The organism is Streptomyces sp. WP-1 (assembly GCF_030450125.1).
Classification (GTDB): domain Bacteria; phylum Actinomycetota; class Actinomycetes; order Streptomycetales; family Streptomycetaceae; genus Streptomyces; species Streptomyces incarnatus.
Window position 1 is genome coordinate 4,647,072 of sequence record NZ_CP123923.1, and the last position, 22,870, is coordinate 4,669,941.

The following is a 22,870-nucleotide window of genomic DNA, read 5'->3' on the forward strand; positions in this document are numbered from 1 at the left end:
TCCGGAAGCCGCCCCTGACCAGTTCGGGAACGGATTTCCAAGCACCCCGATCAGGGTGCTAGAGTTTCACTCGTTGCAAGGGCCTGTGGCGCAGTCCGGTAGCGCACCTCGTTCGCATCGAGGGGGCCAGGGGTTCGAATCCCCTCAGGTCCACGCAGCTCAAAGCCCCGGTCGGGAAACCGACCGGGGCTTTGACATTTGTACGACCGTTTCGCCGACCGCGCTGAACCGGCAGCCGTGGCGGGACCTGCCCGGCGGCCGTGGCGGGGGCCTTCGCGTCCGTCGCTCCGGCCCCGCCGCGTCCAGGGCCCCGCTCACAGGTCCTTCGCGAAGCAGCGGCTCTCCTCGTGGAAGCGGTAGAAACCGAACTTGGGGCAGAGCGTGTAGCCGCTGGAGGTGTACAGGGCGATGGCCTCCGGCTGCTTGGTGCCCGTCTCCAGGACCATCCGCCGCCGCCCGGCCGCGCGGGCGTCCTCCTCCAGGGCGCTCAGGATCCGGCGGGCCAGACCCCGGCCGCGCACCTCCTCGATCACATACATGCGCTTCAGCTCGGCGTCGCCGTCCGAGTAGCCCTCCTCGTTGTGATCCTGGCTGCGCCAGCCGCCGGTGGCCACCGGGCGGTCGGACTCGTCGTACGCGATCAGGTACACGCCCCGGGGCGGGAGGAAGTCCTGCGGGGTGAGGAAGGTTTCATCGCCGTCGTCGCCGTAACGGAGGGCGTATTCGGCCTGCACCGCGTCGTTGAGCTTCATGGCGTCGGGGTGGTCGAAACCTACGCGGCGAATGTTCATCTGGGCATCGCGCTTCCGTGCGGGAGGGACCCCTCGCTCGTGAGGGCTCCGTCCAGTGTGCCGGTATCGTGCTCCGGTGCTGACTGTGACCTCGGTGAACGTGAATGGGCTGCGGGCCGCCGCCAAGAAGGGCTTCGTGCCGTGGCTGGCCGGGACGGAGGCGGATGTCGTCTGCCTCCAGGAGGTGCGCGCCGAGCCGCACCAGCTGCCCGAGGAGGTGCGCGAGCCCGAAGGCTGGCATGTGGTGCACGCCCCGGCGGCCGCCAAGGGGCGCGCGGGCGTCTCCCTGTACACCCGGCGCGAGCCCGACCGGGTGCGGATCGGCTTCGGATCCGCCGAGTTCGACGGCAGCGGGCGCTATGTCGAGGCCGACCTGCCCGGCGTCACCGTCGCCTCCCTCTACCTCCCCTCCGGTGAGGTCGGCACCGAGCGGCAGGACGAGAAGATCCGCTTCATGGCGGAGTTCCTCGACCACCTCGGGGCGCTGCGCGAACGCGCCGCCGCCGAGGGGCGCGAGGTGGTCGTCTGCGGCGACTGGAACATCGCCCACCGCGAGGCCGACCTCAAGAACTGGCGCGGCAACACCAGGAACTCCGGCTTCCTGCCCGAGGAACGTTCCTGGCTCGGCCGGGTCCTCGCCCCCGAGGAGGGCGGCTACGTCGACGTCGTACGGGCCCTGCACCCGGACGTCGACGGCCCGTACACGTGGTGGTCGTACCGGGGGCGGGCGTTCGACAACGACTCCGGATGGCGCATCGACTACCAGATGGCCACCCCGGGCCTCGCCGCGCGCGCCCTCAAGGCGCGGGTCGAGCGGGCCGCCTCGCACGCCGAGCGCTGGTCCGACCACGCGCCGGTGACCGTGACCTACGGCGCCTAGTCCCCTTTGTCTTAGTGGTCCCCTTTATTCGGCGGTCCCTTTCTTCAGCCGTCGGTCTTGTTCAGCTGTCTGTCCATCGCCAGGGACAGCTCCGCCTCCACCACGCTGCGCGCCAGCGGGCGCAGGCGGTGCAGGTCTTCCTCCGGGGCGTGGCGCAGGATCAGGTCGGAGAAGAGGGTGGCCAGGGCCTCGGCGTGTTCGCGGACGCGGGCGCCGGCCGTGAGGACCTCGGCGAGCGGGATGCCCTCGCGGACCAGGGCGGAGGAGACGTCCAGCAGGCGCCGGCTGATGTGCACGATCTTGTCGCCGTCGGTGCCCAGATAGCCCAGCTCCATGGCGGCGGCCAGGTTGTCCGGGGTGACCTCGCCCTCGAAGCGGGCGGCCAGTTCCTCCGGGGTGAGGCGGACCGGCTCCTCCTCGGTGGGGGTGCCGACGCCGAGCAGATCGGCGACGTCCCGGCCCTGGTCCAGGGCCTCGGCCAGCTCCGCGATGCCGGACAGGGTGTGGCCGCGCTCCAGCAGGGCGCCGATGGTGCGCAGCCGGGCCAGGTGGTGGTCGTCGTACCAGGCGATACGGCCCTCGCGGCGGGGTGGCGGCAGCAGCTTGCGTTCGCGGTAGAAGCGCAGGGTGCGCACGGTGATGCCGGCCAGCCGCGCCAGCTCCTCGGTGCGGTACTCGCGCGGGCCCCGACGGGCCGCCTGCGGGTGTTCGGTGTCTGCTGCCACGCCCGAAGCCTATGGTGTACCGCCGGTAACTTTCCTTCCCGCGCCCCCTACCGCTCGGTACGGAGCTGCTCTACAGTCCCATCGTGCCAGTGTTCACTGGCAGCATTGACGGGCGGCATTTCAAGGCGAGGCGTGGAGGCTCCGGGATGGCCGAGCACGAGCATGTGAGGGTGGCGGTGATCGGGTCCGGCTTCGGCGGGCTGGGCGCCGCCGTGCGGCTGCGCCGCGAGGGGATCACCGACTTCGTCGTACTGGAACGGGCCGAGGACGTCGGCGGCACCTGGCGGGACAACAGCTACCCCGGGTGCGCCTGCGACGTGCCCTCCCACCTGTACTCCTTCTCCTTCGCGCCCAACCCCGAGTGGCCGCGCACCTTCTCCGGGCAGCGGCACATCCGCGCCTACCTGGAGCACGTCACCGATGTCTTCGGACTGCGCCCGCAGATCCGCTTCGGCGCCGAGGTCAGGCTGCTCAGCTGGGACCGGGAGAACCTGCGCTGGCACATCGAGACCACGCGCGGATCGCTGACCGCCGATGTCGTCGTCTCCGCCACCGGACCGCTGTCCGACCCCAAGGTGCCCGACATCCCGGGCCTTGAGTCCTTCCCCGGCAAGGTGTTCCACTCCGCCCGCTGGGACCACGACTACGACCTGCGCGGCAAGCGCGTGGCCATGGTCGGCACCGGCGCCTCCGCCATCCAGATCGTGCCCGCCATCCAGTCGCAGGTCGGCCGGCTCACCCTCTTCCAGCGCACCCCGCCCTGGGTGATGCCCCGGGTGGACCGCGCGATCAGCCCCGCCGAGCGCTGGCTGCACCGCTCCCTGCCGCTGACCACCCAGCTGCGCCGCGGCCTGCTGTGGGGCATCCGGGAACTCCAGGTGCAGGCGTTCACCAAGCACCCCGACGAACTCGGCCTGGTCGAGCAGCTCGCCAAGCGCAACATCGCCCGCGCGATCAAGGACCCGGCCCTGCGCGCCCGGCTCACCCCCGACTACCGCATCGGCTGCAAGCGGATCCTGCTCTCCAACGCCTACTATCCGGCGCTGGCCCGGCCCAACGTGGACGTCGTCGCCAGCGGGCTCAGCGAGGTGCGGGGCTCCACCCTGGTCGCCGCCGACGGCACCGAGGCCGAGGTCGACGCGATCGTCTTCGGCACCGGCTTCCACGTCACGGACATGCCGATCGCCGAACGCGTGGTCGGCGCGGAGGGCATCACCCTCGCCGAGTCGTGGAAGAGCGGCATGCAGGCGCTGCGCGGCGCCACCGCCACCGGGTTCCCGAACTTCATGACGGTCATCGGGCCCAACACCGGCCTCGGCAACTCCTCGATGATCCTCATGATCGAGTCCCAGCTGAACTACATGGCCGACTATCTGCGCCAGCTCGACGTCCTCGGCGGCCGTGCCGCCCTCGACGCCCGGCCCGGCGCCGTCGCGGCCTGGAACCACAAGGTCCAGGAGCGGATGAAGCGGACCGTGTGGAACACCGGTGGCTGCACCAGCTGGTACCTCGACGCCAGCGGCCGCAACACCACCGTGTGGCCCGGTACGACGACCGAGTTCCGGCGCGCGACCCGGCAGGTGGACCTCGGGGAGTACGAGGTGATCCGGGCGCCCGAGCCGCGCGAGGCCCCCGAGGGCGCGAAGTCCCCCGAGGGCGCGAAGAACGCCAAGTCCAGCCCGGACGCGCAGGCTTCGAAGACCTCGAAGAGCGACGAGGTCGCCGCATGAGCCGTCCCCGCCTCACCCACATGACCTCCGGCGCCTACGCCCCGCCCGCCCCCGCCCGGGAACTCACCGTCCCCTCCACCGACGGCGCGCGGCTGTACGCCGAGGTGCACGGGCCCGAGGGCGCGCCCGCCGTCGTCCTCTCCCACGGCTGGACCTGCTCGACCGCCTTCTGGGCGGCGCAGATCCGGGAACTGGCCGGGGACCACCGGGTGATCGTGTACGACCAGCGGGGCCACGGACGCAGCGCCGCGAGCCCCGTGTGCACCACCCGCGCGCTCGCGGACGACCTGGAGGCGGTGCTCGCCGCGACACTCGCGGACGGCGAACAGGCCCTGGTCGTCGGGCACTCCATGGGCGGCATGACGGTCATGGCGGCGGCCGGGCGGCCCCGCTTCCGCGCCCACGCGGCGGCCGTCCTGCTGGCCAGCACCGGCAGTGCGCGGCTGGTCGCGGAGGCCCGGGTGCTGCCGCTGCGCGAGGGGCCGCTGCGCACCCGGCTCAGCGCGGGGATCCTCGGCTCGCGCGCCCCGCTCGGACCGGTCACCCCGCTCGCCAGGCGGATCCTCAAGTACGGCACGATGGGCGCCCGTTCGACACCGGAGATGGTGGAGGCGTGCGCGCGGATCGTGCACGGCTGCCCGACCGGGGCCCGGCACGCCTGGTCCCAGGTGCTCGCCTCGCTCGATCTCGACCACGGCGTACGGCGGCTGGACCTGCCCACCGCGGTCCTGCACGGCACGGCCGACCGCCTCGTGCCGCCGGTGCACGCGCACGCCCTGGTCGCCGAACTCCCGCGCTGCGTCGGGCTCACCGAGCTGCCCGGCGCCGGCCACATGACCCCGGTCGAGGAGCCCGAGCGGGTCACGGGCCGGATCCGGGAACTCGTCAGCACGTATGTCACGGGGGCCGGCGAACCCGCTCCCCAGCGGATCAAGGAGGGCGCATGAGCAGGGTCGATCTGGAGGGACAGGTCGCGGTCGTCACCGGAGCGGCGCGCGGCGTCGGCGAGTTGCTCGCCCGCAAGCTCTCCGCGCGCGGTGCGAAGGTGGCGCTGGTCGGCCTGGAGGAGGAGGCCCTGAAGGAGGTCTCCGGGCGGCTGCACAGCGAGAGCGCCCACTGGTACGCCGATGTCACCGACCACGAGGCGATGGCCCGGGTGGCGCGGGAGGTGAAGGCGCGGTTCGGGAAGGTCGACATCGTGGTCGCCAACGCCGGTGTGGCGACGGGCGGTCCGTTCATCGACTCCGACCCGGACGCCTGGCGCCGGGTGATCGAGGTCAACCTCATCGGCTCGGCGGTGACCGCCCGCGCGTTCCTGCCGGTGCTGGTGGAGAGCCGGGGCTATCTGCTCCAGATCGCCTCCCTCGCGGCGATCACCCCGGCGCCGATGATGACCGCGTACTGCGCCTCCAAGTCCGGTGTGGAGGCGTACGCGCACAGCCTGCGGGCCGAGGTCGGCTACCAGGGGGTGCGGGTCGGCGTCGGGTATCTCTCGTGGACCGACACCGACATGGTGCGCGGGGCCGATCAGGACGACGTCATGCGGGAGTTGCGGCAGCGGCTGCCGTGGCCGTCGAACAAGACGTATCCGCTGGGGCCCGCGGTGGACCGGATCGTCGCGGGGATCGAGCGGCGGTCCTCGCATGTGTACGCGCAGTGGTGGCTGCGGGGCATGCAGAGCGTGCGCGGGTATCTCCCGGGGCTCATCGGGTCGGTGGGGCAACGGGAGATGAAGCGGTTCGGGCCGCGCCTGGAGGGGATGCGGTCCGGGCTGGTCGGCGCGGGCGGGGAGGCGGACGAGGCGGCACGGGTCACGGTACGTGACTGATCCACATGCGGGGCGTGAGGGGCCGTGTGAATCTGGTCGTGGCCCCGCTGAGGGGCCGACTTCCCCACTCTCACTCACCACAGGAGTGAACCCACATGGGTATGAAGGACCAGCAGCGCCAGGACCAGGGCCAGTGGCAGCAGAAGGGCAAGGGCAAGATGGACCAGGCGCGTGAGCGCGCCGGCCAGCCCGGCCAGCCCGGCCAGCCCGGCCAGCCCCAGCGTGGCGGCCAGCCCGGCCAGCCCCAGCGCGGCGAGCGCCCCCAGCAGGGCCAGCAGCCCAACCGCGGTCGTCAGGACATCGACGACACGGAGATGCAGGACCGGATGGACCACGACTACGACGCGTAGCCGCGGCGCTCGGCCCTGGCCGGGTATGCGGGGCGCCCTTCGCTTCGAGGGGTGCCCCGCGTTCGGTTGTCGGGGCGGCTCCGCCGGGTGGTCGGGTGCGGGCGCGTCGGGGCTTGTCGCGCGGTTCCCCGCGCCCCTTCGGTACGCGGCCCTTCTCAGGAAGTTGCCCTCGGTGGCAGTTTCGGGCGGGAGCGGTTCGGGGCGTCGGAGTAGTCCGGGGGGACGGCGGCCGGGTCGGATTCGAGGAGTTTCAGGGCGAGTTGGATCGCGTCGTCCATCTGGGCGTGGCGGCCCTCGGCCCAGTCCAGGGGGGTGCGCAGGATCTCCAGGTCCGGGGTGACGCCGCGGTTCTCGATGGACCAGCCGTAGGCGTCGAACCAGGCCGCGTTCATGGGCACGGTGATGACGGTGCCGTCGCCGAGGCGGTGGCGGCCGGTCATGCCGACGACCCCGCCCCAGGTGCGCTGCCCCACCACCGGTCCGAGGCCGAGGAGTTTGAACGCGGCCGTGATCATGTCGCCGTCGGAGGACGTCGCCTCGTCGGCCAGCGCCACCACCGGCCCCCGGGGGGCGTTCGAGGTGTACGACACCGGCTGGGCGTCGCGCGTCAGGTCCCAGCCCAGGATCGTCCGGGTCAGCTTCTCGATGACCAGCTCGCTGATGTGGCCGCCCGCGTTGCCGCGCACGTCCACGATCAGCGCGGGCCGGGACACCTCCATGCGCAGATCGCGGTTGAACTGGGCCCAGCCCGAGCCGCCCATGTCGGGGATGTGCAGATAGCCGCACTTGCCGCCGCTCAACTCCCGCACCACGTCCCGGCGTTTGGCCACCCAGTCCTGGTAGCGCAGCGGCCGGTCGTCGATCAGCGGGACGACGGCGACCCGGCGGGGCCTTCCCGCTCCCTCGGCGGGGGTGAAGGTCAGCTCCACCGTCGTACCGCCCGCGCCGGCCAGCAGCGGGAAGGGGCCCCTGACGGGGTCGACCGGGCGGCCGTCGACATGGGTGAGGACCGCGCCCTCGCGGATGCCCGTGCCGGCCAGCGGGGAGCGGGCCTTGGAGTCGGAGGAGTCGCCGGGCAGGATCCGCCGTACCGTCCAGCCGTCCTCGCGGTGCACCAGGTTGGCGCCGAGCAGGCCCTGCCAGCGCTGGTAGTGCGGCGGGCCCTCGTTGCGGCGGGCGGCGGTGACATAGGCGTGGGAGGTGCCGAGTTCGCCGAGGACCTCGCGCAGCAGATCCGCGAACTCGTCGGGGGAGGCGACCCGTTCGACGAGCGGGCGGTACTGGTCGAGCACCGCGTCCCAGTCGATGCCGCTCATGCCCGGGTCCCAGAAGTAGGCGCGGATGATCCGGCCCGCCTCGTCGTACGCCTGGCGCCACTCGGCGGGCGGGTCCACCTCGTGCAGGATGCGGCGCAGGTCGATCCAGACGGTGCTGTCGGAGTCGCCCGTCTCGGTGGCGGGCACCGCCCGCGGCTCGCCCTCGTCCACCACGACCAGCCGGGTGCCGTCGCCGCTCACCGCGAACCAGTCGAGGTGGCCGACGAGTTCGGACTTCTTCCCCTTGGCGATGTTGAAGTACTCCAGCGTGGGGCGGCCGCTGGTGTCGGCGGGGTTGGCGAAGGTCTCGCCGAGCGCGCCGGAGATCGGCCAGCGCAGCCAGACCAGGCCGCCGCCCGCGACCGGGTGCAGCGAGGAGTACTTGGAGGCGATCACCGGGAACGGGGTGACCCGGCTCGCCAGGCCCTCCACCTCGACCGTCACCGTGCCCGCCTCCCCGGTCTCCTCGTCCTCCAGCGGGTCGAGCCCGCCCGCCGCCGGGCGCCCCTCGGGGTTCAGGGCGAACGGCGAGGGGGTCGCCGAGGACAGCGGGACCAGGTAGGGGCGGCTGCCGAGCGGGAAGGACAGATCGCCGGTGTGGACGTCGTACACCGGGTCGAAGCCGCGCCAGGACAGGAAGGCGAGGTAGCGGCCGTCGCGGGTGAAGACGGGGGTCTCGTCCTCGAAGCGGCCGTCGGTGACGTCCACGATCAGCCGGTCCTTGATGCGGGCCAGCTTGATCTGGCGCAGGGAGCGGCCGATGCCGGGGTGGGACCAGGTGAGCCAGCTGCCGTCGGGGGAGAAGGCGAGGTCGCGCACGGGGCCGTTGACGGAGCGGATCAGCTCGGTGACCGCGCCCTCCTCGGTCTGCTCGCCGACGCCGGTGCCCGGCGCCTCGGGGACCCCGGCGCCGGGCTCCTCGGGCACGTCGATCAGCAGCAGCCTGCCGTCGTGGGAGGCGACGGCCAGGCGCTCGCCGTCCGGGTCGGGGACCATCTCCAGGACGCGGCCGAGGGCGCCTTGGGCGAGCCTGCGGGGCGGGCGGTCGCCGGTGGCGCGGGGCAGCTGGGCGATCTCCACCGCGTCCTCGCCCTCGGCGTCGGTCACATAGGCCACCTGCCCCATGGAGCCCAGCATCTCCGGCAGCCGGACCCGCACCCCGGGGGTGTCCGCGATGGTGCGGGCGGGGCCGTCGCGGTGGGTGAGCCAGTACAGGCTGCCGCGCACCACGACCGCGCTGGCCCGGCCGGTCTCGTCCACGGAGATGCCGTCGACGTTCTGCGCGGCGGGCACCTGGTAGCGGCGCCGGCCCGCGGCGGGCCCGGCGAGGCGGACGTCGAGCCTGCGCGGGGTGCCGCGCGGCGAGAAGTCGTCGACGAGCCACAGGTCGCCCGCGCACTGGTAGACCACCCGGGTGCCGTCACTGGCGGCGTGCCGGGCGTAGAAGGCGTCGTGGTCGGTGTGGCGGCGCAGGTCGGTGCCGTCGTAGGCGCAGGAGTAGAGGTTGCCGACGCCCTCGTGGTCGGAGAGGAAGGCGATCCGCCCGGCGACGTACATGGGGCTGGCCAGATGGCCGCCGAGGTCGGGCAGCAGGCGCTCGCCGTGCAGCCACAGCCGGCCCATGGCGCCGCCCCGGTAGCGCTTCCAGGAGGCGGGTTCGTGCGGCGGGGTGCCGGTGAGCAGCAGTGTCCTGCGCTCGCCGTCGAGGTCGGCGACCTGGATCTCGGTGACCGGGCCCCAGGGCAGCCGGCCGCCCGGATCGCCGTCGGGGGTCACCTTGTAGGCCCAGGTGAAGTAGGAGAACGGCTGCCCGTGCGAGGCCACCGCCAGGATGTCGCCGTCCGGGGACCAGCCGCACACCTGGGTGTCGGTGCTGCCCCAGTACGTCAGCTGGCGCGCGGGTCCGCCGGTGACGTCCACCAGATGGATCTCGGGGACCAGACTGCGCCAGCTCGTGTACGCGATCCGGCCGCCGTCGGGGGAGAAGCGCGGGTGCCCGGTCTTGGTGCGGTCCGCGGTGAGCCGCCAGGCGCGGCCGGGGGCGTCCAGGGGGGCCAGCCACAGGTCGTCCTCGGCCACGAAGCACAGCAGGTCGCCGCTGAGGTGGGGGAAGCGCAGATAGCTCACCCTCCCCATGCTTTTCCGCCCGCTGGGGGCGGGCAACTTATATGCCCTTCTTATCCGTTCCTCACGTTCGTGACGGAGCCCACGTACGAAACGGTTTCGTTTCGCTTCGGGGTGGGGGTATCTTCATGGACGTACGAAGATGGACGTACACAAGGAAGTTCCGGAAAGAAGTCCTGGAAACAGGTCCCGGAAAGAAGTCCCGGCGCGGAAGGGTGAGCGACATGACCGAGGCCGTCGCGGCTGCACGTCGAAGCCGCATCACCCCCGAGCGCGAGGCCGAGCTGTACGAGGCCGTGCTCGACCTGCTCCGGGAGGTCGGCTACGACGCCCTGACCATGGACGCCGTCGCCACCCGCACCCGGTCCAGCAAGGCCACGCTCTACCGCCAGTGGGGCGGCAAGGCCGAGCTGGTGGTCAAGGCGCTGCGGCACAACAAGCGCGGCCACCTCGGGGACATCGACACCGGTTCCCTCCGCGGCGACCTGCACGCCCTCGTGGCGAGGGAGGACGACTGCACCATGCAGCAGAACTCCGCCCTGATGCGGGGCATCGCCATGGCGATGCACCGCCACGAGGATCTGCGCGAGACGTTCCGGGCGCAGATCGTCGAGGCGGAGATCGTCAGCGGCCGGCAGATGCTCCAGCGGGCCATCGACCGGGGCGAGGTCCGCCCGGACTGCCCGGCGATCGACTTCATGGTGCACATGATGGTCGGCGGCTTCGCCACCAGGACCCTCCTGGAGGACCAGCCGCCCACCCAGGACTTCCTCACCTCGTACATCGACGCCGTGGTCCTCCCCGCCCTCGGCGCCTGACCCTCCTCGCACACTCCCCATCAAGCCCACCGTCTGACGTCACCGCTCACGTCGTCGGGCTGATCACCCCTGCCCTGATGAACCCCACGACCTGACCGGGAGTCCGCCCCCGTGGCCACATTCCTGTACCGAATCGGCCGGCTCGCCTTCCGGCGACGGCATTTCGTCGCCCTGATATGGGTCGCGCTGCTCACCCTCGCCGGGGTGGGCGCCGCCTCCGCGCCGACCGCCGGCAACTCCTCCTTCTCGATCCCCGGTACCGAGGCCCAGAAGGCCTTCGACCTGCTGGAGCAGCGCTTCCCCGGGATGAGCGCCGACGGCGCCACCGCCCGGGTCGTCTTCAAGGCGCCGGCCGGCGAGAAGATGACCGACAAGGTCAACAAGGCCGCCGTCGACAAGACCGTGCGCGAGCTGGGCCACGGCTCCGAGGTCGCCTCGGTCGCCGACCCCTACACCGGGCACGCCGTCAGCCGGGACGGCTCCATCGCCTACGCCTCGGTGAAGTACAAGGTCTCCGGCATGGAGCTGAAGGACTCCTCGCGCGACGCGCTGAAGGACGCCGCACAGCAGGCGCGGGCCTCCGGGCTGACCGTCGAGATCGGCGGCGACGCGCTCACCGCGATGCCCGAGGAGGGCGCCGGTGAGCTGATCGGCATCGGCATCGCCGCCGTCGTCCTCGTCATCACCTTCGGCTCCCTGCTCGCGGCCGGGCTGCCGCTGCTGACCGCGCTCATCGGCGTGGGCATCGGCGTCTCCTCCATCACCGCGCTGGCCTCCGCCCTCGATCTGGGCTCCACCACCTCCACGCTGGCGATGATGATCGGCCTCGCGGTCGGCATCGACTACGCCCTGTTCATCGTCTCCCGCTACCGCGCCGAACTCGCCGAGGGCCGCGAACGCGAGGAGGCGGCGGGCCGCGCCGTCGGCACGGCGGGCTCCGCGGTGGTCTTCGCCGGTCTGACCGTCGTCATCGCCCTGGTCGGCCTGTCCGTCGTCAACATCCCGATGCTGACCAAGATGGGCGTCGCGGCGGCGGGCACGGTCGCCATCGCCGTACTGATCGCGCTCACGATGATCCCCGCGCTGCTCGGCTACGCCGGCCGCAAGGTCAAGCCGGCCGGTGAGAAGAGCAGGCTGCTCGGCGGCGGCCGTCCGGCGAAGAAGCCGGGCCGCCCCAACATGGGCACCCGCTGGGCGAGTTTCGTCGTACGACGCCCCGTCGCGGTCCTCCTCCTCGGCGTGATCGGCCTCGGCGCGGCGGCCGTCCCGGTCTCCTCCCTCGAACTGGGCCTGCCCGACGACGGCTCCCAGCCCACCTCCACCACCCAGCGCCGCGCCTACGACCTGCTGTCCGAGGGCTTCGGCGCCGGCTTCAACGGTCCCCTGATGGTCGTCGTCGACGCCAAGGGCAGCGCCCACCCCAAGACGGCCTTCAGCGAGGTCGGCAAGGAGATCAAGGGCCTCAAGGACGTCGTCGCGGTCACCCCGGCCACGCCCAACAAGGCGGCCGACACGGCGATCATCACGGTCGTCCCCAAGTCCAAGCCGTCCTCGAAGTCCACCGAGGACCTGGTGCACGCGATCCGCGGCAAGGGCGCGGACATCACCGCGAAGACGGACGCCAAGCTCCTGGTGACCGGCTCGACGGCGATGAACATCGACGTCTCCCAGCGCCTGAACGACGCGCTGCTGCCCTACCTCGCCCTGGTGGTCGGCCTCGCCTTCCTCCTCCTGATCGTGGTCTTCCGCTCGGTCCTCGTCCCGCTGAAGGCGGCCCTGGGCTTCCTGCTCAGCGTGCTCGCGGCGCTCGGCGCGGTCGTCGCGGTCTTCCAGTGGGGCTGGCTGTCCGGCCTGATGAACGTCCAGCAGACCGGCCCGGTCATGTCGATGATGCCGATCTTCATGGTGGGCGTGGTGTTCGGGCTCGCGATGGACTACGAGGTCTTCCTCGTCACCCGGATGCGGGAGGCGTACGTCCACGGCGAGAAGCCGACCCAGGCCGTGGTGACCGGCTTCCGGCACGGCGCCCGCGTCGTCACCGCCGCCGCTGTCATCATGATCGCCGTCTTCTCCGGCTTCATCGGCTCCAGCGAGTCCATGGTCAAGATGATCGGCTTCGGCCTCGCCATCGCCGTCTTCTTCGACGCGTTCGTCGTCCGCATGGCGATCGTCCCGGCTGTCCTCGCCCTGCTGGGCAAGCGCGCCTGGTGGCTGCCGAAGTGGCTGGACCGGATCCTGCCCAACGTGGACGTCGAGGGCGAGGGCCTGCGCACCCTGGCCGCCGACGGCAAGGAGGACGAGCGGGAGCTGGTACGCGCCTGACGTACGGCTGCCGCCTGTGAACGGCCGGTGAGGGTGCCCGTGGGGACGGGGCTGCACCCTCACCGGCTTCTTTCTTGTCCGGGGTCTGTCCCGTGCTGTCCTGGCTGTCGCGTGCGTTGTACGGGTACGGCGACGACGGGAGGTGGCACGTGAACGACGGTGTGGACGAGGCCGGTTGGGACGTCGAGCCCGGTGACGAGATCGAACCGGTGGTGCAGGCGGTGGGGCGGCTGCTGAGGGTGTGCCGGGAGGCGGCGGGGCTGCGCCCCGGTGAGCTGGCGGAAGTGCTCGGGTACGGCGAGGACCTGATCCGGAAGATCGAGCGCGGCCAGCGCATCCCACGCCCGGAGTTCCTGGACAAGGCCGACCATGTCCTGCACGCGAACGGCCATCTCCGGGCCTTCATGGAGGACATGAGACGGGCCCGGTACCCGAAGAAGGTACGCCAGCTGAAGGAGCTGGAGGACCGGGCCGTGGAGATGCTGCTGTACAGCAACCACAACATCCATGGGCTGTTGCAGACGGCCGAGTACATGACCGCGCTCTACGAGGTACGGCAGCCTCCACTCGCGCGGGACGTCATCGAGCGGGAGGTCGCCGGGCGCACGGGACGCCAGTCGGTCTTCGGCCGGGAACCGGTTCCGTCGCTCAGCTTCATCCAGGAACAGGTCACGCTGGAGCGCCCGATCGGTGGGAAAATGGTGCTGCGTCATCAGCTTGAACACCTGCTGGAGATCAGCCAGTTGCGCAACGTCTCGATCCAGGTCATGCCTACCGAACGGGAGGACCACGCCGGGATGCACGGCCCGCTGGAGGTGCTGAAATTCGCCGACGGCACCGCGATCGGCCGGTCCGACGGAGCCTTCAACGGACGCCCGGTCGAAAGCCCCCGGGACCTTCGGATCCTTGAGCTGCGCTATGGGATGATCCGCACGCAGGCGCTCCCACCAAGGGAGTCAAGGGCCTTCATCGAGCACGCGCTGGGGAGACTATGAGCACGCCGGAACTCCACTGGTTCAAGAGCAGCTACAGCAGCAGCAACGAGCCCGGCGAATGCGTCGAGGTGGCCGCCACTCCCGCCACGGTCCACGTCCGTGACTCGAAGACCCCCCACACCGCGCACCTGACCGTCGCCCCCTCCGCCTGGGTGGATTTCGTCGCCCAGGTCGGTGGGCATCGCTAGGACCATGAGCACCGCGGAGCTGCACTGGTTCAAGAGCAGCTACAGCAGCAGTGGCGAGCCCGGCGACTGCGTCGAGGTGGCTGTCACCCCCGCCATGGTGCACGTCCGCGACTCGAAGACCCCCCACACCGTGCATCTGACCGTTACCCCGGCTGCCTGGTCGGATTTTCTGAAGTGTGCTGTCGCGAAGGCGTGATCGGTCGCTCCGCATCACGGTCGGCGCTAGCGTGCCCCCTATGACGACAGCCGCCACCGACGCCGACGGATCGGGAGCGCACCCGCGTTTCGCGCAAGCGTTGAAGGAGCTGGGCCTGGAGGAGGTGCTCGGGCGGGCCCGGAGGTTTCCCGAGGGGACCCGGACCGCCGTGGAGGCCGCCGCGGCCGTGGGATGTGAACTCAGCCAGATCTGCAAGTCGTTGGTGTTCGCCGCCGACGGGGTGCCGGTGCTCGTGCTCATGGACGGGGCGTCCCGGGTGGACGTGGACCGGGTCCGGGAAGAGCTGGGGGTCGAGAAGGTGGGGCGGGCCGACGCGCAGGCGGTGCGGGAGGTCACCGGCTACGCCATCGGGGGCGTGCCGCCCTTCGGACACCGCACCAGCACCCGGGTGCTCGCCGACCGCTCACTGCTCGCGCACGACGTGGTGTGGGCCGCCGCGGGCACGCCGTACGCCGTCTTCCCGATCGAACCGAAGGAACTCGTCACCCACGCACAGGCCACGCTCGTGGATGTGCGCGAGCAGACTTCATGACACCTCCGGTCAGGGCTGCGAACCGACCTTGTCGATCCGCCAGGCGATCATGCCCGCCGCACCGGGCGTCCCCCGCACATCGACCTTGAGCGCGCCTTCGGCCGTCAAACGCTCGAAGACCACGGACCCGTCGCAGGGAACCGCCCTCCGCCCGCCCGCGCCGGACGGTGCCACGACGATCTCCGCGGCCCCCTCCCCGGCGCACACCACGGTCAGCTTGTAGGCCGCGCCGTGGGCCAGGCCGGGGCGCGTGTGCACCCCGTCCGAGACCCGCTCCACGCCCGACTCGACCATGGAGCTGCCCTGATCGGTGACGGCGTCGAGCGCGGACTGCGCCTGATCGGTGAGCTTCTTCTCGGCCTGGGCGTCGCCGCCACCCCGGTGTGTCGCCACGGGCGCGGGGTCGGCGTTCGATGTGCAGGCGGTGAGCAGGAGCGCCGGTGTCAGGGCACATCCGAGGAGCCACACCCGTCCGCGCCGTCGCATCCGTTCTCCGATTCCTGCGGAGCCTCCCGTGGTACGGGAAGCTGGGAACCACACGATATGACTACAGGGAGCGTCAATGAGCGACAAGCCGATCGTCAGCGTCCTGGGTACCGGCATCATGGGCGCCGCCATGGCCCGCAATCTGTGCCGGGCGGGGCTTGAGGTGCGCGTCTGGAACCGCACCCGGGACAAGGCCGAGCCGCTGGCCGCCGACGGCGCCCGGGTCACCGGCACCCCCGCCGAAGCCGTCGAGGGCGCCGATGTCGTCCTGACGATGCTCTACGACGGCAACACCGTCCTGGAGGTCATGCGGGAGGCCGCGCCCGCCCTGCGCCGCGGGGCCGCCTGGGCGCAGTCCACCACCGCCGGGTCCGAGCTGACCGGCGACCTGGCGGCCTTCGCCGACGCGCACGGGCTGCTCTTCTACGACGCCCCCGTGCTCGGCACCAAGGAGCCCGCCGAGGCCGGGAAGCTCACCGTGCTCGCGGCCGGGCCCGAGGAGGGGCGCGCGGCGGTCACGCCGGTGTTCGACGCGGTCGGCGCCAAGACCCTGTGGACCGGCGAGGACGGGGCCGAGGGCAGCGCCAGCAGGCTGAAGCTGGTCGCCAACAGCTGGGTGCTCGCCGTCACCGCGGCCACCGGCGAGACGCTGGCCCTCGCCAAGGGCCTCGGCGTCGACCCGCAGAAGTTCTTCGAGCTGATCGGCGGCGGCCCGCTCGACATGGGGTACCTGCGGGCCAAGTCCCAGGTGCTGCTGGAGGGCAAGCTGACCCCGGCGTCGTTCGCGGTGACCACCGCCGAGAAGGACGCCCGGCTCATCGTGGCCGCGGGCAAGGGGAACGGCGTACGCCTCGACGTGGCCGAGGCCACCGCCGAACGGCTCGCCCGCGCGGCCGCCCGGGGACACGGCGAGGAGGACATGGCCGCCGCGTACTTCGCCAGCTTCGAGGAGTTCGAGGAGAAGGACGGGGACTGAGCCCGGCCGCCGAGATGACGCGCGCCGCGGCCGGTAGCACCCTGGAGACAGCCGGAACGTGCGTTGCCCGGAGGTGGCCGACATGACGCAGACCATGCAGCAGACGCAGACCATGATGCACACCGCTGTCGGGTGGCATGTCGAGCTGGAGTTCGAGGAGGACGGTCAGCACACGCGCGCGGCGGCCCTGGTCCGGTTGCCCGACGGCAGCGAGGTCCGGGGGCACGGACACGCCAGCCGCCATCACATCGACAACGACCAGCCCAGGGTCGGCGAGGAGATCGCCGGCGCCCGCGCCCTCAACCAGATCGCCATGGAACTGCTGAACAAGGCGCACATGGAGATCGACGCGGACTCGGGGCGTACCTCGCACCCGATCCACGTCTGAGCCCCGGGCCCGGCCGGTTCACGCTCCCAGCGCCCCCAGCGCCACCTTCAGCGCCCGTACCAGCGCCTGCGCCCTCGGGTCCGCCGTCACGCTCTTGCGGAAGCCGTTGGTGACATAGCCGAACGCGATGCCCGACTCCGGGTCGGCGAACCCGAGGGCGCCACCGCGGCCCGGGTGCCCGAAGGAGCCGGGGGACAGGAGCGGGGACGCGCTGCCGTGCAGCATGGGCCCGAGGCCGAAGCGGGTGCCGACCACGAGGACCCGGTCGGGGCCCGCCGACTGCTCCGCGCGGGCCAGCTCCATCGTCCCGGGCGTGAACAGCCGTACCCCGCCGTCCACTTCGCCGATCAGCGACGCGTAGACGCGGGCCAGTCCGTCGGCCGTCGCGATGCCGTTGGAGGCGGGCAGGGCGGCGGCGCGGTAGGCGGGGTCGTTCTCGTCCGGGAGCGGGGTGATCGCGCCGAAGGCGCGGCGGGTGAGCGAGTCCGGGTCGGCGTAGGCCGCGGACACCGCGCGCTTGGGGCGCAGCTTCAGCGCGCCCGCCGACTGCGGCGCCTCGATGTCCCCCACGCGCCCGACCCGGCCCTGCTCGGCCTCGGGCAGCCCGAGCCACAGGTCGGCGCCCACCGGCCCGGCGATCTCCTCGGCCAGCCACTCGCCCACCGGGCGCCCGGTGACCCGCCGGACCAGTTCCCCGGTGAGCCAGCTGTACGTCTGCGCGTGGTACCCGTGGTCCGCGCCCGGCTCCCACACCGGGGCCTGGGCCGCGACGGCCGCCGCGCCGAGGTCCGGGTCGGCGGCCTCGGCCGGGGTCAGCGGACGGTCCAGGACGGGCACGCCCGCGCGGTGCGCGAGCAGATGGCGTACGAGGGTGCGCTCCTTGCCCGCCGCCTTGTACTCGGGCCAGTACGTGCCGACCGGCGCGTCCAGGTCCAGCTCCCCGCGCTGGTGCAGCAGCAGAAGCCCGGCGGCGACGACGCCCTTGGTGGCCGAGCGCACGATCTGGGCGGTGCCGGACTCCCAGGGAGCCGTACCGGCCACGTCCCTGGTGCCCGCCCACAGGTCGACCACCCGCCGTCCGTCGCGGTACACGGCGACCGCCGCGCCGCGCTCCCCGAGCAGGGCGAAGTTCGCTGCGAACGCCTCCCTGACCGGCTCGAAGCCCTCGGCCACCGTGCCGTTCACGATCACGTCCCCGCCCTCCATGTCCCGCGTTCCCTTCCGCTCGCCTGCGACAGTGGGTGCAACAGCGGGCGTGGGCCTGCGATTCCTCGGCGGGATCAGGCGTCCGTTTTTGATGCCTTTGTCACCCGCGTTTGCTGTGCCACCCGGGGGCCTGCCGCGCGCGGGTCGAAGCCGAACGGCAGTTCCAGGCGGTGCGCCCGCATCAGCTCCTCGTCGCCCAGCAGGTCCGCCGTCGGTCCGTCGGCCGCGATCACGCCGTCGCTGAGGATCAGCGAGCGCGGGCACAGCTCCAGGGCGTACGGCAGGTCGTGCGTGACCATCAGGACCGTGACGTCCAGCGAGCGCAGGATGTCGGCCAGCTCGCGGCGGGACGCCGGATCGAGGTTGGAGGACGGCTCGTCCAGGACCAGGATCTCCGGCTCCATCGCCAGCACGGTGGCCACCGCGACGCGTCGCCGCTGCCCGAAGGAGAGGTGGTGCGGCGGCCGGTCCGCGAAGTCCCCCATGCCGACCCGGTCCAGGGCGCCCCGTACGCGCTCCTCCAGGGCGGCGCCCTTGATCCCGGCCGCCGCCGGGCCGAACGCCACGTCCTCGCGCACCGTCGGCATGAACAACTGGTCGTCCGGGTCCTGGAAGACGATGCCGACCTTCTGCCGGATCGCCGCCATGTGCCGCTTGCCGACGGGCAGTCCGGCCACGGTGACCGCTCCGGCGCCGCCGCCGAGGATGCCGTTGAGGTGCAGCACCAGGGTGGTCTTGCCGGCGCCGTTGGGGCCGAGCAACGCGACCCGTTCGCCGCGCCCGATGGTGAAGTCGACGCCGAACAGGGCCTGATGGCCGTCGGGGTAGGCGAAGGCGAGACCGGAGACCTCCAGCGAGGCGGTGGTCGTACCGGTCGTACTGGTCGTACTCACAGGGTCCATCCCGGATTCACAGGGTCCATCCCAACAGGCAGACGACGAGGGCCGAGCAGGGGAGCGCGAGGGCGCGGCGCCACTGCGCCGGGGACGCGGTCACGTCGTCGATGACCGGCATCGAACCGGCGTACCCCCGGCTCACCATGGCCAGATGCACGCGCTCCCCGCGCTCGTAGGAGCGGATGAACAGCGCGCCGGCGGACTTGGCGAGCACCCCCCAGTGCCGTACGCCCCGTGCCTCGAAGCCCCGGGAGGCGCGGGCGATCCGCATCCGGCGCATCTCGTCGGTGATGACGTCGCCGTAGCGGATCATGAAGGAGGCGATCTGCACCAGCAGCGGCGGCAGCTTCAGCCGTTCGAGCCCCAGCAGGAGTTGGCGCAGTTCGGTGGTGGCCGCGAGGAGCACGGAGGCGGCGACGCCGAGGGTGCCCTTGGCGAGCACGTTCCAGGCGCCCCACAGCCCGTCGACGCTCAGCGAGAGGCCGAGGACGTGCACCCGCGCGCCCTCCGCGACGAACGGCATCAGCACCGCGAACGCCACGAAGGGCACCTCGATCAGCAGCCGCCGCAGCAGGAACCCGGCGGGCACCCGGGCGCCGCGCGCCACGGCCGCGAGCAGTACGGCGTACACCGCGAACGCCCACACCGCCTCGCGCGGGGTCGAGACCACGACCAGCACGAAGAGGAAGGCGGCCGCGAGCTTGGTGTGCGGCGGGAGCGTGTGCACGGGCGAGTCCGCGTGCCGGTAGAGGCGATGGGCGTGGCCCGCACCCATGTCAGAGGCCGTGGCCGACGGGCGAGACGTCCGTGTCGCGGCGCCTGCGCACCGCCCAGAACACCGCGCTGCCCGCGACGACCGTGACCCCGACCCCGATCACGCCCGCGAGCCCGCCGGACAGGCGCGCGTCGGAGACGTCCTTGACGCCGTAGTCGGCCAGCGGGGAACCGGCCGAGGCGTGCTCCTTCGCCTTGGTGTCGATCCCCTTGTCGTGCGCGACCTTCTCCAGGCCGTCGGGGTTCGCGGAGGCGTAGAAACTGACGAAGCCGGCGAGGACGAGGGAGGCGACGAGGCCGGTCACCCACACCTTGCGCCGCGAGGCGGGCGCCGTCGCGGGGGTGACGGGCGAGGCGGGCGCGTCCACCAGCTCGCCGTCCACCCGCAGCCGGAGCCGCTGCCGCAGCCCGCGCGCGCCGTGCACCAGGTCCGGGCGCACGGCGATCACGGCGCCGACCGTCAGCGCGGTGATGACCGCCTCGCCGACACCGATCAGCACATGGACGCCGATCATCGCGGTGGCGACCTTGCCGATCGAGACGTCGGTGGTGCCGCCGGCCGCGTAGATCAGGGTGAAGGCGCAGGCCGCGGCCGGCACCGAGACGAGCGCGGCGACGAAGGAGGCCACGGTCACCGAGCGGCGCCCCCGGGGCAGCACGGCGAGCAGGCCCCGGAAGACGGCGTACGACACCACGGTGGTGACCAGCGCCATGTCCGTGATGTTGACGCCGAGCGCGGTCAGGCCGCCGTCCGCGAACAGCACGCCCTGCATCAGCAGCACCACGGACACACAGAGCACACCGGTGTAGGGACCGACGAGTATCGCGGCCAGCGCCCCGCCCAGCAGATGGCCGCTGGTGCCGGCCGCGACCGGGAAGTTCAGCATCTGCACGGCGAAGATGAACGCGGCCACGAGACCGGCCAGCGGCGCGGTCTTCTCGTCCAGTTCCCGTCGGGCACCGCGCAGGCTCACCGCGAGGGCGCCGGCGGCGACCACTCCGGTGACGGCGGAGGTGGGGGCGTCGATGAATCCGTCAGGTACATGCACCGTTCGATTTTAGACGCCTGTTGCGAACCCTTTGCAAGTACTGGGTACTCGCCTCCCGCTCCGGGAGCGGTCCGGGTGAAATGTGCGACATTGGAGGGGAAACGGTTGAAAGCGGATGAAGTGGCTTTCATAGGGGTCACTCAGTGTGAAAGGGCGTTCCCATGTCTGTGATCGAGCAGTACGCGCGCGCCCATGTCGTCACGGATGACGAGGACCCGGGCGCCGTCCCGGTCCGGCTGCGGTACGACCCCGAGGGCGATCCGCGCTCGGTCCGGATCGATCTGCCCGGCGCCCATGAGTGGACCTTCTCCCGGTCCCTGCTGGAGCGCGGGCTGCGGGCGCCGGCCGAGAGCGGCTCCGTACGGGTGTGGCCGTGCGGCCGGGTCCAGGCGGTCGTGGAGTTCCACTCCGACCACGGGGTCGATGTGCTCCAGTTCGACTCCAAGGCGCTGATCCGCTTCCTGCGCCGGACCTACACGGCCGTGCCCGTGCACAGCTGACCGGTCCGGTCGGCCGCTCCGTCAGCCGCCCTTCCTGAGCAGGTCCGCCACGATCGGGCCCGCCGTGTCGCCGCCGTGCCCGCCGGCCTGCACCACGCCCGCGGCCACCAGGTCGCCCCGGTAGGCGGTGAACCAGCCGTTCGGCTTCTTCTGCCCGTCGACCTCGGCCGATCCGGTCTTCGCTCCGTAGTCCGGGCCGAGGCCGGCCATCGCCTTGGCGGCGGTGCCGTAGTCGGCCGTGAACTTCATGACCTCCTTGAGCTGGGACCGCGTCCTGGCGGACATGGTGCGCGCGGCCGTCGCCAGGGTGCGGTGGTCCACCTCGGGGGAGACCAGGTAGGGCTGGCGGAAGCGGCCCGACTGCACGGTGGCCGCGACGGAGGCCATGTTCAGCGGGTTCATGCGCACCCCGCCCTGCCCGATCAGCGAGGCGCCCATCTGCGCGCCGCTCTGCACCGGGACGGAGCCGTCGAAGGAGGGCACGCCGATGGCCCAGTCGTCCAGGCCGAGGCCGTAGACCTGCTGGGCCTCCTCGGTCAGATCGCTGTTCGACAGCTTGGGCGCGAAGTCGATGAAGGCGTTGTTGCAGGAGGCGCCGAAGGCGGTCTTGAAGGTGCCCTTCTTGATCTCGGAGTCGTCGTCGTTGTGGAACGTCCAGCCCGCGAGCTTGTACGTCTTGGGGCAGGGGTGCGAGGCGTCCGGGGTGATCAGCTTCTTCTCGAACAGCATGGTCGAGGTCACGATCTTCATCGTGGAGCCGGGCGCCAGCGAGCCCTGGAAGCCGACGTTGAAGCCGTGCTCGCTGTTGGCGACCGCGAGGATCTCGCCGGTGGACGGCCGCAGGACGACCACGGAGGCGTGCGCCCGCTTGCCGACCTGCGCCTCGGCCTCCGCCTGGAGGGCCGGACTCAGGGTGGTCCTCACCGTGCCCGGGGTGCCCTGGCTCAGGGTCACCAGCGTCTTGTCGGACAGCTTCGCCTTCTGCGACGCCTTGCCGCGCACCACGCGCAGCTCCACGCCCGCCGTGCCGCCCGCCTTCTTGCCGTACTTCTCCCGCAGCCCGTCCAGCACGGTGGCGAGGGAGGGGTACTTGGCGGCCGTCAGCTCCCCGCCGTCGCGGTCCAGGGCCTTGACGGGCGGGGTGCCGGCATGGCCGGTGACGAGCGTGTCACCGTCGCGCAGATCCGGCTGTACGACGGAGGCGTGCCAGCCGACCAGGGGCTTGCCGTCGCTCGCCCGCCGTACGACGGTGAGCGAACTGCCGTACGCCAGCGGCCTGGAGACGCCCTTGTACGCCAGCGTCGCCTTGACGGAGAAGGGCACCTCGGCGCCCGTGGCGGTGCCCGGGGTGAGCGTGACGCCCATGAGGTGGGCGTCCTCGCCGTAGCCGGTGAGCAGGGCGGTGGCGGCCGGGGCGTCGTCGGTCGCGGCCGCCGCGTCGGCGACCCGGCCGTGCTGCCAGGAGGTGAGGAAGGCGGTGGCCGCGGTGTGCACCTCGGCCGCGCTGAGGGGGCCGGTCTTCACCTGCCGGTGGTGCGCGGTGGCGCTCGTCTCGCCGGCCGCCGAACCGCCGTCGTACAGCGCGTAGGCGGTGAGTCCGGCGCCGCAGGCGACCAGGGCGACGACTCCGCCTATCACGCCGGGCGGGGCCGTGCGCCGTCCGGCGGCCCGTCTTCTCTTCCCCACAGCCTCTGTTCCTCCACCCTTGCCCAGGGTCCCCCGCGGCCCCTCGACTCCCCAACGACGGCACTCACCCTAAAGTCCTGAGCGGGGCGGGTG

Annotated in this window: 23 protein-coding genes and 1 tRNA gene; 15 read left to right on the plus strand and 9 right to left on the minus strand. The window is 72.0% G+C overall.

Annotation, left to right across the window (positions count from 1 at the left end):
• The first annotated feature begins 79 nt into the window (after positions 1 to 79).
• A tRNA-Ala gene (locus tag QHG49_RS20390) sits at positions 80 to 153 on the plus strand.
• Between the two features lie 161 nt (positions 154 to 314).
• On the opposite strand, the gene QHG49_RS20395 is transcribed toward QHG49_RS20390, so the two are convergent.
• Entirely contained in the window at positions 315 to 791 is a 477-nt protein-coding gene (locus QHG49_RS20395) for a GNAT family N-acetyltransferase (RefSeq protein ID WP_145490712.1), read from the minus strand.
• An 85-nt stretch (positions 792 to 876) separates the two neighbouring features.
• Between QHG49_RS20395 and QHG49_RS20400 the strand changes: the two genes are divergently transcribed.
• The gene (locus QHG49_RS20400; RefSeq protein WP_167532419.1) at positions 877 to 1,671 is read left to right on the plus strand and encodes an exodeoxyribonuclease III; all 795 of its coding nucleotides are present in this window, start codon (positions 877 to 879) and stop codon (positions 1,669 to 1,671) included.
• A 44-nt stretch (positions 1,672 to 1,715) separates the two neighbouring features.
• Here the strand turns inward: QHG49_RS20400 and QHG49_RS20405 are convergent, their stop codons facing one another.
• Positions 1,716 to 2,396, minus strand: a complete 681-nt coding sequence (locus QHG49_RS20405; protein WP_159702223.1) for a MerR family transcriptional regulator — start codon at positions 2,394 to 2,396, stop codon at positions 1,716 to 1,718.
• Positions 2,397 to 2,542: 146 nt separating this feature from the next.
• Between QHG49_RS20405 and QHG49_RS20410 the strand changes: the two genes are divergently transcribed.
• The 4 genes from QHG49_RS20410 (at position 2,543) to QHG49_RS20425 (ending at position 6,304) form a co-directional block, all read left to right on the plus strand.
• Positions 2,543 to 4,126, plus strand: coding sequence for an NAD(P)/FAD-dependent oxidoreductase (locus QHG49_RS20410; RefSeq protein ID WP_301490609.1), 1,584 nt, complete (start codon positions 2,543 to 2,545; stop codon positions 4,124 to 4,126).
• Complete coding sequence (locus tag QHG49_RS20415) at positions 4,123 to 5,073, plus strand: alpha/beta fold hydrolase (protein WP_159702217.1); 951 nt, start codon at positions 4,123 to 4,125, stop codon at positions 5,071 to 5,073. Before QHG49_RS20410 ends, QHG49_RS20415 begins: the two co-directional genes overlap by 4 nt.
• Entirely contained in the window at positions 5,070 to 5,954 is an 885-nt protein-coding gene (locus tag QHG49_RS20420; protein ID WP_145490723.1) for an SDR family oxidoreductase, read from the plus strand. The genes QHG49_RS20415 and QHG49_RS20420 overlap by 4 nt, the downstream gene beginning before the upstream one ends.
• Before the next feature lie 95 nt (positions 5,955 to 6,049).
• Positions 6,050 to 6,304: a hypothetical protein gene (locus QHG49_RS20425; protein ID WP_301490610.1), complete on the plus strand. Its 255-nt coding sequence runs from the start codon at positions 6,050 to 6,052 to the stop codon at positions 6,302 to 6,304.
• 155 nt (positions 6,305 to 6,459) lie between these two features.
• Here the strand turns inward: QHG49_RS20425 and QHG49_RS20430 are convergent, their stop codons facing one another.
• On the minus strand, positions 6,460 to 9,747 hold the full coding sequence (locus tag QHG49_RS20430; RefSeq protein WP_301492864.1) for a S41 family peptidase: 3,288 nt from the start codon (positions 9,745 to 9,747) through the stop codon (positions 6,460 to 6,462).
• A gap of 221 nt (positions 9,748 to 9,968) precedes the next feature.
• Here QHG49_RS20430 and QHG49_RS20435 point away from each other — a divergent pair, with 221 nt between their 5' ends.
• The 6 genes from QHG49_RS20435 to QHG49_RS20460 all read left to right on the plus strand — a co-directional run bounded on the left by QHG49_RS20435 (position 9,969) and on the right by QHG49_RS20460 (position 14,816).
• Positions 9,969 to 10,562 (plus strand): TetR/AcrR family transcriptional regulator, encoded by a 594-nt coding sequence (locus QHG49_RS20435; protein ID WP_145490730.1) that lies wholly within the window; start codon positions 9,969 to 9,971, stop codon positions 10,560 to 10,562.
• Positions 10,563 to 10,673: 111 nt separating this feature from the next.
• A complete protein-coding gene (locus QHG49_RS20440; protein WP_301490611.1) occupies positions 10,674 to 12,884 on the plus strand; it encodes an MMPL family transporter in 2,211 nt (736 codons plus the stop codon).
• A gap of 149 nt (positions 12,885 to 13,033) precedes the next feature.
• Positions 13,034 to 13,879, plus strand: coding sequence for a helix-turn-helix transcriptional regulator (locus QHG49_RS20445; protein WP_301490613.1), 846 nt, complete (start codon positions 13,034 to 13,036; stop codon positions 13,877 to 13,879).
• Entirely contained in the window at positions 13,876 to 14,067 is a 192-nt protein-coding gene (locus tag QHG49_RS20450) for a DUF397 domain-containing protein (RefSeq protein WP_159702211.1), read from the plus strand. Before QHG49_RS20445 ends, QHG49_RS20450 begins: the two co-directional genes overlap by 4 nt.
• A 4-nt stretch (positions 14,068 to 14,071) precedes the next feature.
• Positions 14,072 to 14,263: a DUF397 domain-containing protein gene (locus QHG49_RS20455; protein ID WP_136100871.1), complete on the plus strand. Its 192-nt coding sequence runs from the start codon at positions 14,072 to 14,074 to the stop codon at positions 14,261 to 14,263.
• Positions 14,264 to 14,303: 40 nt separating this feature from the next.
• Entirely contained in the window at positions 14,304 to 14,816 is a 513-nt protein-coding gene (locus tag QHG49_RS20460) for a YbaK/EbsC family protein (RefSeq protein WP_301490614.1), read from the plus strand.
• A 9-nt stretch (positions 14,817 to 14,825) separates the two neighbouring features.
• Here QHG49_RS20460 and QHG49_RS20465 read toward each other — a convergent pair whose 3' ends face one another.
• Positions 14,826 to 15,302 carry a hypothetical protein gene (locus QHG49_RS20465; RefSeq protein ID WP_301490615.1) on the minus strand — a complete coding sequence of 159 codons (477 nt, stop codon included), beginning with the start codon at positions 15,300 to 15,302 and terminating at the stop codon, positions 14,826 to 14,828.
• A 76-nt stretch (positions 15,303 to 15,378) separates the two neighbouring features.
• Here QHG49_RS20465 and QHG49_RS20470 point away from each other — a divergent pair, with 76 nt between their 5' ends.
• A complete protein-coding gene (locus QHG49_RS20470) occupies positions 15,379 to 16,278 on the plus strand; it encodes an NAD(P)-dependent oxidoreductase (RefSeq protein ID WP_301490616.1) in 900 nt (299 codons plus the stop codon).
• Positions 16,279 to 16,390: 112 nt separating this feature from the next.
• Positions 16,391 to 16,666: a DUF1876 domain-containing protein gene (locus tag QHG49_RS20475; protein ID WP_145490874.1), complete on the plus strand. Its 276-nt coding sequence runs from the start codon at positions 16,391 to 16,393 to the stop codon at positions 16,664 to 16,666.
• A gap of 18 nt (positions 16,667 to 16,684) precedes the next feature.
• Here the strand turns inward: QHG49_RS20475 and QHG49_RS20480 are convergent, their stop codons facing one another.
• From QHG49_RS20480 to QHG49_RS20495, 4 genes are all read right to left on the minus strand, one after another.
• Positions 16,685 to 17,872 (minus strand): serine hydrolase domain-containing protein, encoded by a 1,188-nt coding sequence (locus QHG49_RS20480; protein WP_145490747.1) that lies wholly within the window; start codon positions 17,870 to 17,872, stop codon positions 16,685 to 16,687.
• A gap of 74 nt (positions 17,873 to 17,946) precedes the next feature.
• Positions 17,947 to 18,774: an energy-coupling factor ABC transporter ATP-binding protein gene (locus QHG49_RS20485; RefSeq protein WP_159702196.1), complete on the minus strand. Its 828-nt coding sequence runs from the start codon at positions 18,772 to 18,774 to the stop codon at positions 17,947 to 17,949.
• 7 nt (positions 18,775 to 18,781) lie between these two features.
• On the minus strand, positions 18,782 to 19,543 hold the full coding sequence (gene cbiQ / locus QHG49_RS20490; RefSeq protein WP_159702193.1) for a cobalt ECF transporter T component CbiQ: 762 nt from the start codon (positions 19,541 to 19,543) through the stop codon (positions 18,782 to 18,784).
• A 1-nt stretch (position 19,544) separates the two neighbouring features.
• Complete coding sequence (locus QHG49_RS20495; RefSeq protein ID WP_159702190.1) at positions 19,545 to 20,591, minus strand: energy-coupling factor ABC transporter permease; 1,047 nt, start codon at positions 20,589 to 20,591, stop codon at positions 19,545 to 19,547.
• A 161-nt stretch (positions 20,592 to 20,752) separates the two neighbouring features.
• On the opposite strand from QHG49_RS20495, the gene QHG49_RS20500 reads away from it, so the two are divergent.
• Positions 20,753 to 21,091 (plus strand): SsgA family sporulation/cell division regulator, encoded by a 339-nt coding sequence (locus tag QHG49_RS20500; protein WP_145490756.1) that lies wholly within the window; start codon positions 20,753 to 20,755, stop codon positions 21,089 to 21,091.
• 21 nt (positions 21,092 to 21,112) lie between these two features.
• Here the strand turns inward: QHG49_RS20500 and QHG49_RS20505 are convergent, their stop codons facing one another.
• On the minus strand, positions 21,113 to 22,777 hold the full coding sequence (locus QHG49_RS20505; RefSeq protein WP_159702187.1) for a penicillin-binding transpeptidase domain-containing protein: 1,665 nt from the start codon (positions 22,775 to 22,777) through the stop codon (positions 21,113 to 21,115).
• Positions 22,778 to 22,870 lie beyond the last annotated feature (93 nt).